Annotated in this window: 10 protein-coding genes and 1 pseudogene; 1 reads left to right on the top strand and 10 read right to left on the bottom strand. The window is 41.0% G+C overall.

Annotated elements, in window-relative coordinates:
• Positions 1-99: 99 nt before the first annotated feature.
• The 4 genes from N482_RS21340 to pepN form a co-directional block, all read right to left on the bottom strand.
• The gene (locus N482_RS21340; protein ID WP_063378988.1) at positions 100-1,467 is read right to left on the bottom strand and encodes a DUF1329 domain-containing protein; all 1,368 of its coding nucleotides are present in this window, start codon (positions 1,465-1,467) and stop codon (positions 100-102) included.
• 11 nt (positions 1,468-1,478) lie between these two features.
• The gene (locus N482_RS21335) at positions 1,479-3,596 is read right to left on the bottom strand and encodes a DUF1302 domain-containing protein (protein WP_063378987.1); all 2,118 of its coding nucleotides are present in this window, start codon (positions 3,594-3,596) and stop codon (positions 1,479-1,481) included.
• A 237-nt stretch (positions 3,597-3,833) separates the two neighbouring features.
• Positions 3,834-4,055 carry a DUF2835 domain-containing protein gene (locus tag N482_RS21330; protein ID WP_063378986.1) on the bottom strand — a complete coding sequence of 74 codons (222 nt, stop codon included), beginning with the start codon at positions 4,053-4,055 and terminating at the stop codon, positions 3,834-3,836.
• Positions 4,056-4,058: 3 nt separating this feature from the next.
• Positions 4,059-6,644, bottom strand: coding sequence for an aminopeptidase N (gene pepN / locus N482_RS21325; RefSeq protein WP_063378985.1), 2,586 nt, complete (start codon positions 6,642-6,644; stop codon positions 4,059-4,061).
• A 296-nt stretch (positions 6,645-6,940) separates the two neighbouring features.
• On the opposite strand from pepN, the pseudogene N482_RS21320 reads away from it, so the two are divergent.
• Positions 6,941-8,178: pseudogene (locus tag N482_RS21320) on the top strand (transposase domain-containing protein).
• An 11-nt stretch (positions 8,179-8,189) separates the two neighbouring features.
• Here N482_RS21320 and nhaC read toward each other — a convergent pair.
• The 6 genes from nhaC to N482_RS21290 all read right to left on the bottom strand — a co-directional run bounded on the left by nhaC (position 8,190) and on the right by N482_RS21290 (position 13,882).
• Positions 8,190-9,638, bottom strand: a complete 1,449-nt coding sequence (gene nhaC / locus N482_RS21315) for a Na+/H+ antiporter NhaC (RefSeq protein WP_063379037.1) — start codon at positions 9,636-9,638, stop codon at positions 8,190-8,192.
• A gap of 297 nt (positions 9,639-9,935) precedes the next feature.
• The gene (gene prc / locus N482_RS21310; protein WP_063378984.1) at positions 9,936-11,969 is read right to left on the bottom strand and encodes a carboxy terminal-processing peptidase; all 2,034 of its coding nucleotides are present in this window, start codon (positions 11,967-11,969) and stop codon (positions 9,936-9,938) included.
• Positions 11,970-11,979: 10 nt separating this feature from the next.
• A complete protein-coding gene (gene proQ / locus N482_RS21305) occupies positions 11,980-12,633 on the bottom strand; it encodes an RNA chaperone ProQ (RefSeq protein ID WP_063378983.1) in 654 nt (217 codons plus the stop codon).
• 12 nt (positions 12,634-12,645) lie between these two features.
• Positions 12,646-12,924 (bottom strand): hypothetical protein, encoded by a 279-nt coding sequence (locus tag N482_RS21300; protein ID WP_063373515.1) that lies wholly within the window; start codon positions 12,922-12,924, stop codon positions 12,646-12,648.
• Complete coding sequence (locus N482_RS21295; protein ID WP_063378982.1) at positions 12,925-13,383, bottom strand: GAF domain-containing protein; 459 nt, start codon at positions 13,381-13,383, stop codon at positions 12,925-12,927.
• Positions 13,384-13,510: 127 nt separating this feature from the next.
• Positions 13,511-13,882, bottom strand: a complete 372-nt coding sequence (locus N482_RS21290) for a hypothetical protein (RefSeq protein ID WP_063378981.1) — start codon at positions 13,880-13,882, stop codon at positions 13,511-13,513.
• Positions 13,883-14,128: the final 246 nt, after the last annotated feature.

The following is a 14,128-nucleotide window of genomic DNA, read 5'->3' as shown; positions in this document are numbered from 1 at the left end:
GTCGTGAATGACTTGGGGGGATAAGACTGGGCATCGGTATGCCCAGTCTTGGTGGTATAAACTTGATAGATCAAATTACTTGATCCTCAAAGACGTTGATTAACGTCTTCCCTCGCGGCGCAGTGCACTTTGAGTAAACTCGTTGTCTTGGAAAGACTGTGTGAAGTCGTACATTTCTTCTTCGTTGTCTAATCCAATTGCCAAATAACGTCGAGAATTTAAATCGTGGTATACATCTAGCGTACTCCAATGTGTCGGTACGTCATAATAGTTGATACCATGTGCCATCGCTACGCGGTACATTTGATCTCTGTTGTCGTACAAGTCCGCCACATGGATCTGCCAGCTATCTTCATCGATGAAGAAAACACGCTTTTTATAAATATGACGTGTACCCTCTTTTAAATTCGCTTCAACAACCCAAACACGGTGTTTTTCGTAACGGACATGCTCAGGGTTTATATGACCGGCTTTCAAAATATCATCGTATTTAAGCGAATCACTGTGCAACTTGTAGCTATTATAAGGGATATACAACTCTTTTTTACCCTTTAATGTCCAGTTGTAACGGTTTGGAGAGCCGTTAAACATGTCAAAGTCATCAGTTGTACGTAAACTATCTGACGCTGTTCCTGGCGCATCATACGCAACATTAGGAGCACGACGAACACGGCGTTGACCTGTGTTATACGTCCAAGCCTGACGAGGTGTTAAGATCTGGTCCATTGTTTCGTGTACCAGCAATGCTGTGCCTGCAAGGCGGGCCGGCTCGGTGACCTTCTGCTTAAACTTAAACAATACGTTCGATTTTTGCAGCTCTTCAGGCGTTGCACTTGGATCAGAGTATTTCACCAATAACTTTTCGTCAAAGCCAATAATGTTATACGAGCCAGACGCTGTAGGCATAGCTTGACCACCATTACGCGCAATTGACAAGCCACGATATCTTAATAGGTGGTTCCAGATAGCTTCCAGACCATTTTTTGGAATCGGGAAAGGAATACCAATGGCGGTATTTTTAATACCGTTACCACCCTCGATCAACTCTGCTGTAGATGCATACTGTTTCGTCGCATCATATACAAACTGTGGGTAAGCAGCACTCCTTCGAGTTGGATAAACGTTCATTTTAAACGTATCAGGATAAGTTTCAAAGAGCGCAATTTGTCCTGGACTTAATTGATCTTTGTACTTATCTAAATTGCTTTTATCGATAGTAAAAAGAATTTTATCATCTGCATACGGATCTGGGTGGTGCATACCTGGCTTAAAGTTTGCCGGTGGTTTAGTTATCCCGCCAGTCCAAGCTGGAATAGAACCATCAGCATTACCCGCAACCTCTGCGCCAATTGGAGATAAATCTTTGCCTAAACGCGCCACTTCTTCAGCTGTCATTTTTGCAACAGCAATTGGCGCAGCCATTATTGTCATTATTGAAGCTGCTAACATAGTAGGTTTTCTAAACATAACGAAAGCCCTTAAATTGAATACTTAATATTAAACGATACAAAATCACGATCAGAGAATGTGTTCGTCGCGCCGCCACCCCAAAAAGTGTTATAACCTAAGTCAAATGACCAAGCATTTTGATAACTGAAGTTAAGTGTTACACCCATTGACTTGCGGTCTTCAACGAATAAATACATCGGATCAGGCGTTGTGCCGTTCACATCGTGAGAAAATACGATACGCGGTGAAAAGTTCACACCAGAGAATAAGTTGTTGTATTCCCCTTTTGCGATTAAACGGTAACCCCAAGACGATGCCGTAGGGAATGGATTGGTTTCAGGACCATTTGAAACTGCCTGATGAATTAGATCATAGTTACGGCCTTCTATCCCTTCAATTGTGCCGCTTCGCCCCGTACCCGCTACGTTTAAGCGCAACTCATCATAAGTCGGCATATCTTTGATCGTAACTGCACCTACTTCACCTACTACTGCCCAGCTATCCGCGCCCAGAGATGGACCAAATAAGTGTGTCGCAGTAAATTGAGCTTGTAGGGTGTCCTTTAAAACAAAACCTTGCGCTACTTGACCAGGCTCAACATAAGCAACATCATTGCCCTGACTGAGTTGAGAGAACCCAGCAAAGTCATCACGAATGCCTGCGGCAGCCAATTGCTCGACCATACCTGCATACAACAACTCAACATCGTCTATTTGCAGTGGCTCGTCCTGACGATATGCAAACTCACCAGAAAATGCAGTTTCGCCAATCGCGGTATTAAAGCTTAAACCATAAAGTTTGATATCTTCTGGGTAAACAAGTACAGCCTGAGTAAATGCATTCAACTCTGTGATATTGTCAGTTGTAACGCCTTCAGTCGTGATAAGTTGAAGGTCGCTTTGAATAGCTTGTTGTGTAAAGTTAGAAGCTTTACCAGAGATAAGCGGCCTACGACTGTGATAATTGATGTGATACAACGCAATTTCAGTGTCGTTTAGTTCTGGGACAAATACTCCTAGTCTAATACCAAACTGACCACCATCATCTGCATCCGTTTTACCAACATCGCCTTTACCCTTTAAGGCAACTCTCGTAGGGTATGCTAGATACATTGAAGAAAGCATTTGCCTTGCTTCGGCGCTTTGCAAGACGTTTTGATCAGTAACATCTAGCCCCTGAGCAGACAACGCGCCTAACCAATTAGCCTGCAAACCATTTAAAGCATCTGTTAAGTGGTGCAAATCAATATCTGGATTAGAAGTGAATCCTAATTGCACATTTTGTCCATAACCATTTGAAGAGGCGAAATCATTTGTCGAGAAATAGCTTCCTGACGGAGGTAAACGAGTTTCCTGCCATTCATATTGATAGAATGCTTCAAGTGTAATGTTCTCAGTAATACCCAATGATGCCCAAAGCATGCCTACAGGAATGAACGCTTCTTTGAGTTCTGAGCCTGGTGCCCTAAGTCTGTCAATATCAACTGGGTTTACATTGATACCGTGTGAAATTAGCGTACTTTCACCCCAGTTGATAACTTGTTGACCTAGACGAATTGAAAGTGGATTGTTACCACCGTTAAGATCAAAATCTGCCCACACAAACGCGTCTAGTAAACGCAGATCTGAACACACCTGCTCTTTTGTTTCATCATCGTCACATGGATCTACAGACTGACCAGATACCGGATTACGATATGCGAAATCACCGTCTTCCATTGCAAAGTCATAGAAATACATGAAGCGCGAGAAGAAACCGTAGTTATCTTTTGTGATTGCAAATTCATGCGTGCCTTTGAGCAACTGTGAAAAGGTATCGCCAGAATCAAAGTTAAGGTTACCAGCATCGCCATTATTTGAGTATGCGCCTGGTTGATTCCAAACCTGAGAAGAAGAGTACAGTGTATTGCCAGTCGAAGCGTTATAGCCAGTCCAATCAAATTTAGGATGGTTACTTTTACCAATAATGCCAAAGTCTCGGTCTTCTACACGAATGCTTTGACCATATGAAAACGTTGAGTCGAATGTTATTTCAAAATCACCGACCTGAAAGTTGGCAGCGTGCACTGGCAAACCAACAGTTCCAAAAATGGCTGCTCCAAGCCCAAGCATAATCTTGTTCTTTGTAAAGCGCGCTTTTTTTATCATTATTTCTCCCCCTTGTGGCGGGTAAATCTAATCAAGTTATTGTTTTTTGTTGTCGTAACGATAGAAGCGAAAATTGAAAATTACAAATTTTACGCGTTCGTTCGGTGCATTTTTAACTTTTTAGCCCGTATTTTAACCTTGGTAAGACGTCTTACCAGAATAGTTATAACACGTAATTTAAGTTTAAAACAAACCGAATTAACAAAAATAGTTTATCTCGTTATGACAATATGTATGCTAACTGACCTTTTCTAACGCAATGAAACGGTTATTATTATCCAATTGCAGTCTAAAACGGCCACTTATTCCGATAGTTGATACAAACCTACGAATGTGCTGAGCAGGAAAGCGAATACGCTTTCCCCCGTCTTCAATGACTTGTATATGCTCTACTTCACCTTCGTAGTAAGCTAAGCACTGTTCATGTGTTAGCTTTAAATAAAAGTAATACTCTTGCATTTATCAATTCAGTGCTTTGTCTATCTTCTCAAACAGATCGTCACTCAGATTCTCAATGCTTGAAAGCCTATCTAACTGTGCTTTCATCAGGCCTTGACGCTTCTCATCGAATCGCTTAAACGACAGCAGTGGAGTAATGATTCGTGATGCATTTTGAGGGTTGAGCTGGTTGAGCTCACAGATAAGATCTGCCAAAAGTTTATAGCCGGCACCGTCCTCTCTGTGGAATTGTTTTGGGTTACTCCTAGCAAACGTACCAACAAGTGCTCGTACGCGATTCGGATTTGACTTATCGAAACAAGGGTGCTCGTATAAAGATAAAATATTGTCGATACATGAATCAACCTTGTTCGCAGCTTGCAATGCAAACCATTTATCCATAACCAATAAGTCGTGATTCCATTGTTTATCGAAATGCTCCATTAACTCGTTTTGCAGGCTGTGATTGGCGTTGACAGCGCTTCGTAGTGCACCCAGTTTGTTGGTCATGTTTGTAGATGAGGCTTGCATGCTCAGTGATGTTGACACATCCGCATCAGTTAGTGCCAAATAGTACAGACTTCTATTTTTAAGTGCTCGAATAGCAACATCCCCAGCACTCAAGCTTCCACTCTCTTGAGTGCCCCTATAAAACTGTGTAAGTACATCTTTTAATACGTGTGCAATTTGATTTTCTAATTCATCAATAGCGTTACACAGCGCCTCTACTGGCACCTGTTCATAGCCAGCTGACAAAGTATCGAAATTAGGGATCGTGATATATTCTGCTAGGATAGCAAGATCTTTCGGCTTATTTGCAAATAAGCTCAATAGGACCGCAGACAGCTCTTTAGAAAGCACAAAATCCACTTCTTGTCCCTTAACATACTCTCTTATTTGCTGAGTATACAGTTGCTGTAGAGCTTCCCATCGCGCATAATCACTCGATGCAAACATCGCTATATGGCACAACTGAGCAACGGTGTAATCGTATTCTAATAAGCACGGCGCTGAAAAATCTTCGAGTAATACCAGTGTAGGCTCTTCAGACACACCTTCAAATGTGAATGTCTGTGTTGCTGCTTTTAGCTCAATAACTCGACCTTGACGCACTTCTGGATGTTCTAGATTAATTCTAACACCTTGGTTGTCTAACAATTCGATTGCAACAGGTATATGCAGTGGTACTTGAACCGAGTCTTGCGCAGCATGAACTTGCTCTATTTCGATTTGATACTCACCTTGCGTTTTATTGTACTGAGTTCGTACTTTCAATTTTGGAGTGCCAAACTGGCTGTACCATAATTTGAATTGAGTTAAATCAGTTCCTGTTGCATCAGCCATTGAGTTGACAAAATCATCACACGTAACAGCTTGTCCATCGTGGCGCTCAAAGTACAGTTTCATACCATTTTGGAAGCCTAGTTCGCCCAATAAAGTATGCATCATACGAATAACTTCAGCGCCCTTGTTATACACGGTAACAGTATAAAAGTTATTCATCTCAATGACTTTTTCAGGTCGAATTGGATGCGCCATAGGCCCTGCATCTTCCGCAAATTGATGCGTTCTCATCGCATTCACAGCGTCAATACGGTTAAGAGCTCTTGATCCCAAATCGCTGCTAAACTCTTGATCTCGGAATACTGTAAGACCTTCTTTCAAGCTTAACTGAAACCAATCGCGGCAAGTGACTCGGTTACCCGTCCAGTTGTGGAAATATTCATGGCCAACAATAGACTCGATAACATGGTAGTCTCTATCCGTAGCAGTTTCTTGGTTTGCCAATACGCAAGCGCTGTTAAATACATTCAGGCCTTTGTTTTCCATTGCGCCCATATTGAAGAAATCGACAGCAACAATCATATAGATATCAAGATCATACTCTAAATTAAAGCGCTCTTCATCCCACTTCATGGATTTTTTTAGTGATTCCATGGCATGTGGCGCTTTGGATAAATTACCTTTGTCGACAAATATTTGAAGTTTTACGTCTCTTCCGCTGCAAGTCTTAAAGGTGTCTTCCAGTAAATCGAACTCCCCTGCAACCAAAGCAAATAAATAGGAAGGCTTTTTAAAAGGATCTTGCCATTTTACGTAGTGCTTTCCATTTTCAAGTTTGCCTTCTTCTACTTTATTACCGTTCGATAGCAAATATGGAAAACTATTATCACCGATGACAGTTACTGTATATGTTGCGAGCACATCAGGCCTGTCAAAGAAATACGTAATTTTCCTAAATCCTTCTGCTTCACATTGCGTACAATACGCTCCGTCAGATAAATACAGCCCTTCAAGAGATGTATTTAATTCTGGCGCAATTTCAGTCTCAACTTCTAGTTCAAATTTACTTGGTATATTATCAATTATTAGCTTTGAATCAATTACCTCGTATTTTGTATGTGGTAACCCGTTAACTTTCAAAGAAGTAAGCTTAAGATCCACACCATCTAATTCAACTGACCTCGACTGGTTGTTTGCTTCTAATTGATATTTTGCTGTCACTACTGTTTTTTGAGGTGACAGGTCAAAAGTCAAATCAATATGTTCAACTTGATGACTAGGCGGTTGGTAATCTTTTAAATATTTTGCTTGTGGTTTATACGTCATTTAAATTCCTTCATAACTTAAGCATACTCAAATACGATTTATTAATTCGACTTTTCGCTTGAGTAATGTAAACCCTGAAACCAGATTTCTCGACTCAGTTATATTATTGGACAAGATTTAATAATTTTAAATTAGGCTCGAGTTGCATGTAAACAAGTTTAGACCAGTTAAGTCTCGGTTTAAACTATAAAAATGTCCCAACTCAGTGGCAATGCTGATCTATTAAGAAAATGATCAGTTGACCGACCCAAAAGATCATGAAAAATCCGTAATGAGTTTCTGATTACGGATTTTTTATGGCAAACACTTATTTGTTCAACGATGTTATCGATGATTCATCACTAGAGTTGGCTCAACTGTCAACATTTTGTGAACACATTCCTGTTGAGTGGGTTGCACACCGCAGAATTATCAACTAAAGCGACAATCAGAGACGCAGACTTCCCAGCGATATGGTGCTTTGGTTAGTGGTTGGTATGGCATTCTTTCGCAATGAACCTATTGCTGAAGTGGCAAGGCGATTAAATATTTGTGCCAAAGGCTTAGCAGATGAAAAATTACTCGCCAACAGTGCTTTAACTGAAGCGCGTAAAAGACTTGGTAAAAATGCAATGTCATGGCTTTTTAAGCAATGTAGCCATAAATGGGGATTAGAGCGTTACCCGCAAAATAACTGGAGTGGGCTACAAGTATTCGCTGTTTATGGTGCTCCATTCAAACACATGACAATGATGAGTTAAGAGGGCATTTTGGCAGTGGCAATACAATCAAAAATAGACACCCCCTTTCTAGTGCTTCGATTAGTCACACTATTAGATAAAGGGTTCTATGGCGCAGATTTATACTTTTTATCAACCTGTTGGGAGATAACTGCCACTGACTGATACCTGCTCGTACAGGCCAAAAATACACCTTGCTTGATGAACATGACAGTAACGACAAGCTTATCGAAATGAACGTATCCCTAAAGGCTAGAAAGAAAAATCCGGATTTACCAAAGAAGTGGCAAGTTAGAGCGGTTACGTATCAAATTGACGGAAAAGATAAAACCGTCTTTACCTCACTGCCTAGAGATAAGTTTAGCGCGAACGACATAGCCAACTTATATCATGAACGCTGGGAGATAGAGCAGCGTTACCGCAATATAAAATCATCCATGCAACATAATGTGATTACGCTAAGAAGTAAGACAGTTGAGCTTGTGTATCAAGAGTTGTGGGGACTGATGTTGGGGTACAACTTAGTCAGGAGAGAAGCGAACTTAGCAGCAGTACCACACAAAAGGGCACTGAACGAGATAAGCTTCAAATATGCATGTCAATTCATTGGAAGTCAGCTTAAAGTGATGGCGAATGCTCTCTCCAGGCAATATACACCCAAGCGTTTAGCTGCACTTAGAAGGGACTTAACAGTGTTCTTTAAAGAAAAACGCCCTAGGCCAAGTAGACCTAGGGTCGTTAAGGTGAATAAAAGCCGTTACCCTGTTAATCGCAAAGCTGCTCCTCTAAAATGGACAGCATTGCCAACTCAGTGAGGCTTTTTGCTTTATTCTTGCTCTGTTGGTTTTAGCCTTAGAACTTTGACTCCAAGGTAACCATAAACTATTGCTAGAAGTGGATTTATTAAATTGAAAAATGCATAAACTGCATAATCTAGAGGGTTAATAAGCAGTACACTTTGCATGTAGGCACCGCACGTATTCCAAGGAATAAGGGGGCTAGTAATCGTCCCGCCATCTTCGAGTGTGCGAGATAAGTTTACGCTTTGAAGGCCTCGCTTTTTATACTCTTCTTTAAACATTCTGCCTGGCACCACGATCGCGATATACTGATCTGCCGCTACCAAATTTGTGCCAAAACAAGTCGCAATTGTCGACGCAATAAGTGAACCTGTGCTCTTCGCAATTTTTAAAATGCTACGAACAAAAACTTCTAGCAAGCCAGTTTTTTCCATAATTGCGCCAAACATCAACGCCGTCATGATCAACCAAGTTGTGGTTAACATGCTGGACATACCGCCACCACTGAGCAGATCATCCATTTTGGCGTCACCAGTTTGCACACTAAATCCATCAAAAAATGTTGCCCATATGAGCTTAAATTGCCCGACAAGTTGCCCTTGGCTAGCATCCAATTGACTTGCAATCAAATCACTCTGGAACAATAGTGCCCAAACAGCTCCAACAACCGCTCCGATAGAGATGGCCGGAAAAGCTGGCATTTTCTTGATGGCTAACCCTAATAAAATCACCAGCGGTACTAACATCAGGATATTGATATTGAAGTTATCTTGTAAGATAGAACTAATCGCATCAATCTTGCCTGCATCACTAGCAGCATCTGCGTTAAAGCCCATAACGATAAAAATGATCAATGCAATCACAAAGCTTGGGACCGTTGTCCAAAGCATATGCTGTATGTGGTCAAATAGGTCACTGCCCGCTACTGCTGGAGCCAAGTTGGTTGTTTCCGACAACGGGCTCAACTTATCACCAAAATAAGCGCCTGAAATCACAGCTCCCGCCGTAACCACAGGATCTAGGCCTAACCCATTAGCGACCCCAAGTAAAGCAACACCAATTGTTGCTGCAGTTGTCCAAGAACTACCAATGCTCATCGCAACTATGCCACAAATCAAGCAGCTAGCGGCATAGAACCAAGATGGATTGATAATCTGTAACCCATAATAAATCAGTGTTGGCACCGTGCCCGATAACAACCAAGTGCCTATAAGTGCTCCAACCATGAGTAAGATCAAGATTGCACCTAAGGATATTGTGATACCTTTAATCATCGCCTCTTCAAGCGTTTTCCATGTAAAACCGTTTTTGAGACCGATGAGTGCCGCGGTAAATGTGGCAAATAATAGCGCGATCTGGTTTGGACCCGAAGACGAGTTATCGCCATATAGGTAAACTGCGGCGCCTAGTAAACTTACTAATACTATTATTGGTATAAAAGCATCCCAAGAGGATGCGACTTTAGGTTGTTTCAAATTACTGTACCCCTCGCACTCGTCACGGTGCGTATTATTATTCAGCTCGGTGCAGAGCACGCTTCCTATACCAATCCGGTTTAACAATACTTGATTGTTTCTGGCCACTATTCGAACACAAAAACCCAACTCAGGTTTACTTTCAGGCTCTAAATTTTGGCTTTAATTATTAATACGGATTGGTAAAACTAGCCAATGTTGTCTTGTTGCGACTGGCGATGATAACAAATTTGAGAAGACTAGTAACGAAAAAAGGCGCCTAAGCACCCTTTTTCATATCACAAAACAATGTTGTGATTACTTGATATTATTTTTGACTAATCTACCGTAATTAATAACATCTTGTGTTATGAGAGCAGCCTCTTCTAAGTACGGATCCAAATCTGAAATCACATCTGGAATATCATCCAATGACTCTACTTTTTCCAAGCCTAAGCGCGCTAGACGTTCATTAGTTCTAGCTAGCGCTCGTGCATCCCTCTCTTCGCGCTCTTTTTTACGCTCAGCTTCTACGAGTGAGATAGATACTTCATTCTCTTTCTCTTTATAACGCGCAATATCGCTGATGACATAAGAGAACTCAGGTTCTGATTTTACGCGCTTCTTGTGCATTTCATTTAAGTAGTTAATCTTTGGCGTTAAGTCTTCCAAGGTACGAAACTGCGCCTTTACAATACTATCCCACGGTAGCGCATTATCTTCCTGGCTTTCGCCCCAGTCTTCTGGATCAATATACGAAGGAAGTAGAATATCTGGTATCACACCCTTATTTTGTGTACTGCCGCCATCGATTCGATAAAACTTGGCAATAGTATAGGTAATGCTACCTAATGGGTTATCGAAGAGGTCATAGGTTTTTCGCAGGCCTCTGTGCTGCTGTACAGTACCTTTACCAAAAGTCTGCTCACCAATAACCACACCACGTCCATAGTCTTGCATTGCTGCCGCGAAAATTTCAGAAGCCGATGCGCTGTAGCGGTCAACCAAAATAGTTAGCGGTCCGTCATAATGTGTCACACCATCTAAATCTTTTAGAATATCAACACGATTATTTGCCGTGTGGATCTGAACTACTGGCCCTTTATCAATGAACAGGCCGGTAAGGTTTCTTGCTTCATTTAAAGAGCCACCGCCATTTTGGCGCAGGTCAACAATAATACCATCAACTTTTTCAGCCTTTAACTTCGTTAGTTCCTTGAGTACATCTTTTGACAAGTTATTGTAAAAGCTGGGTATTTCAATCACGCCAATTTTACTTGTTAAAGTCGAGTAACTCGCGTCAAACACAGAGGATTTTGCAGCTCTATCTTCAAGTCTAATTTTGTCGCGTGTTATTTCGACGACTTTTGGAGTGCCGTGAGAGTCGCTCCCCTTAAGGTATTGCAAGCGAACTTTAGTGCCTTTTGGGCCTTTAATTAGGTCGACTACGTCATCTAATCTCCAGCCAATAACGTCGACAAAATCTTCGCCATCTTGTGCAACACCAATAATTTTGTCATCTGCTTTAATCTTTTCTGATTTATCCGCTGGACCACCTGGAACTAGACTACGAATAACGGTGTAATCTTCTTCGTAGCCAAGCACAGCACCGATGCCTTCGAGCTCAAGCTCCATATCCATCTTAAATTGCTCAGCTCTGCGAGGTGACAAATATGATGTATGGGCTTCGATGCTACGTGCAAATGCATTCATCACAATTTGAAACGCATCTTCATTGTTTGTTTGGACTAATCTTTTTTGCGCATTTTTGTAGCGCTTAGTCAAAACTTCTTTAATCCCTTGCCAATCTTTGCCGGTCAGTTTTAATCTGAGCGCGTCAGACTTAACTCGTTGACGCCAAAACTCGTCTAGCTCAGCTTGATTTTTGGCAAAACTGGCCTCTTCACGATCAAAGTAAAATTCGTCTGGTTTATCGAACTTCATCTCTGAATCTAATAATGAAATTGCGTATTCAAAGCGCTCATAGCGACGCTTCATACTTGCATTAAACATTTCAAAAGCAAAGTTCAATTTACCACTTACCAGTGCTTCATCAAACTTTGCTTTATGGTGCTTAAATGCGTCAATTTCAGACTGCAAGAATAGTGACTTGTTGTAATCAATATTCTCAACAAAGCGATCAAAGATCTGCTCAGACAGTGCCTCATTGAGTTTGAAGCGCTTGTAGTGTTCACGAGTAAATTTACTAGTCACTCTTTTTGTAGCGGTCGCGTGCTGTAATTCAGGTTTAAGCACTGGTATATCTTTTTCTGTTACAGCTCCATTTGCTGCCAAACAAGCGCCGGAAACAAACAGTGCAACTGCCCCTATGAGTGGTAAATTTTTACTCATACACTACTCCTTATAAAATAAACAGGCTATCGGCCTTTGTCTTAACCTGCATACCAGTAACAAGTTCAACGTGTACTTCGTCTTTATTTACTTCAGTAATCGTTGCATTTACTAGCGCTTGGCCAAGTTTAACTTTAACTTTGTTATTTACCTTGACCTCATTTGCTGGAAGAGGTTCAACTTTTCCTGAACTTCTTCGCTGTTGCTGAGGCGCAGGTTTCTTATTATTAACTTTAGCCTTTTTATTTGCGTGACGAGGGTGACCTTGGCCCTTTGATTTGTAAGATTTTGTGTCACCGTCATTGCGTGGTCTCTGCGGTTTCTTTCGCTTAGCCATTTTCGCACGACTTTCTTCAAGAGCTTTTTGAGCATGTTCGACGTGTTCTTGTTCTACTTTTTCAGCTTGAGCACCTTCTAAATTCACGCGGAATTCATTTTTGGTTACAGCTTCTAAGTAACGCCAGCTTGAAGTGTACTTTCTCAATGCTTGCCTTACTTGTGTCTTACTCACCTTCTCAGAGCCTTCGATCTTTTCAGCAATGTCTTTAAAGATCCCGACTTTAAGAGGCTTTATACCATCCTTTTGTTTAAAACACTGAGGAAACTCAGAGTATAAAAACTCTAGAACCTCATTAATATCTTTTAGCTTGTTTGTGGTTTCCATGTCTAAACCTATTTAAATACTCTCATCTAATGATGAATTAATGTAGTGTGTAACCCAGTCTAAGAGTTCATCTAACTCGGTATCTATGAGTGCCATATCACCGCGTAAATGTTCCCAAATACCATTTATAATGTGGTCGATTTGCTCAGTTCCAAGATCATCAGGCAATTTTTCCCACGCAAAATGGATCAACTCATTAAGCGTTTCAGCAACTTGCTCTTCATCACCTTCCCAGTCTCCCACATCAAAAGTTGAGAACAGGTAATCTTGTACATTAAGCATATCTTTCATTTAAAGTGTTTCCTCGAAGCTTTTCACAACGGCTTCAAGCCCCAGTTTATCTTTTTCATCAAACCTTGCCAAACTTGGGCTATCAATATCCAGAACCGCAAATATTTTACCTTGTCTATAAACAGGAATTACGATCTCTGAATTTGATGCTGCATCACAAGCAATATGTCCTTCGAATGCATGAACATCTTCGACAAGTTGCGTTTTTAATTCAGAAACAGCTGTGCCGCAAACGCCTTTTCCAACAGGGATACGAATACAAGCAGGATTACCTTGGAATGGACCTAATACCAGCTCTTGATCTGAGTCCATCAGATAAAAGCCAGCCCAATTGATGTCTTCCATGTTTGTGAATAAAAGTGCGCTTAGATTTGCCATATTAGCGATAAAGTTATTTTCGCCACCAATCAACCCTTGCGCTTGTTGGTTTAACAGATCATAAAATTTTTGCTTTTGCATTTTCAATACTAAACATTCTTACATATAAGGAGTAAAGGTACTCTTTCACGCTAACAAATGAAACCTTTTACTAAGAAAAAGTAAGAAATTGCGATCAATCTCTAATCAACTGTTCAATTAACGCTCATCAAGCTACGTTACGCCTTCTTAAACTGTACAAAAACAAGGCCGCCGCGAGACTGCACATAACTGAATTTGCGATAATAATAGGCCCACCATCGACAGAAAATACATAGGTTAAAGCCGCCCCTCCCAGCATTGCAGCAGTCATTACTGCTGAGTAACTAACCTTGTCGCGTTTATAAAGAAGATGATATGTTGGCAAGACACAAACAGCCATCGAAATTCCAACTATGTGTGCATTTGCGATGGCTGTTGTAAATAATTGCCAAAATAACTCTGCCTCTCCATATCCAATGAAAAAATAGGTACCTAACAATGTCCCTATAATTACCGGAGAAAGGAATGATACGCCAATTGCCGTCGCCACATTTTTCATTTCAAATACCTTACAAAATTAAGTCTTGATTTAGTTTTTGAGTAAAGTAAGTTTGGGTCAATGAGACTTTAGTCGCGCACAATATCCCGCAACATATAATTAAAAGGTACTCGCTTGTGTTTTGTCCATTACTTTTGCGTATTTGCGATGGCGTTCACTGGTTGGCGGCTTGGCTAGCAATGCTCATAGAAAAAGCCCAAGCTAGTAACTAACTTGGGCTTAAATATGGCGGAGAGATAGGGATTT

Origin of the sequence: Pseudoalteromonas luteoviolacea NCIMB 1942, assembly GCF_001625595.1 — a bacterium.
GTDB classification, from domain to species: domain Bacteria; phylum Pseudomonadota; class Gammaproteobacteria; order Enterobacterales; family Alteromonadaceae; genus Pseudoalteromonas; species Pseudoalteromonas luteoviolacea_A.
The sequence above is the reverse complement of the archived record's forward strand: the minus strand, read 5'-3'. Positions and strand labels throughout refer to the sequence as shown.

What these genes read in the sequence shown, in the direction of transcription:
- N482_RS21340 (WP_063378988.1), bottom strand. Translation starts at nt 1,467, where the DNA reads ATGTTTAGAAAACCTACTATGTTAGCAGCTTCAATAATGACAATAATG.
- prc (WP_063378984.1), bottom strand. Translation starts at nt 11,969, where the DNA reads ATGAGTAAAAATTTACCACTCATAGGGGCAGTTGCACTGTTTGTTTCC.
- pepN (WP_063378985.1), bottom strand. Translation starts at nt 6,644, where the DNA reads ATGACGTATAAACCACAAGCAAAATATTTAAAAGATTACCAACCGCCT.
- N482_RS21290 (WP_063378981.1), bottom strand. Translation starts at nt 13,882, where the DNA reads ATGAAAAATGTGGCGACGGCAATTGGCGTATCATTCCTTTCTCCGGTA.
- N482_RS21330 (WP_063378986.1), bottom strand. Translation starts at nt 4,055, where the DNA reads ATGCAAGAGTATTACTTTTATTTAAAGCTAACACATGAACAGTGCTTA.
- N482_RS21300 (WP_063373515.1), bottom strand. Translation starts at nt 12,924, where the DNA reads ATGAAAGATATGCTTAATGTACAAGATTACCTGTTCTCAACTTTTGAT.
- proQ (WP_063378983.1), bottom strand. Translation starts at nt 12,633, where the DNA reads ATGGAAACCACAAACAAGCTAAAAGATATTAATGAGGTTCTAGAGTTT.
- N482_RS21295 (WP_063378982.1), bottom strand. Translation starts at nt 13,383, where the DNA reads ATGCAAAAGCAAAAATTTTATGATCTGTTAAACCAACAAGCGCAAGGG.
- N482_RS21335 (WP_063378987.1), bottom strand. Translation starts at nt 3,596, where the DNA reads ATGATAAAAAAAGCGCGCTTTACAAAGAACAAGATTATGCTTGGGCTT.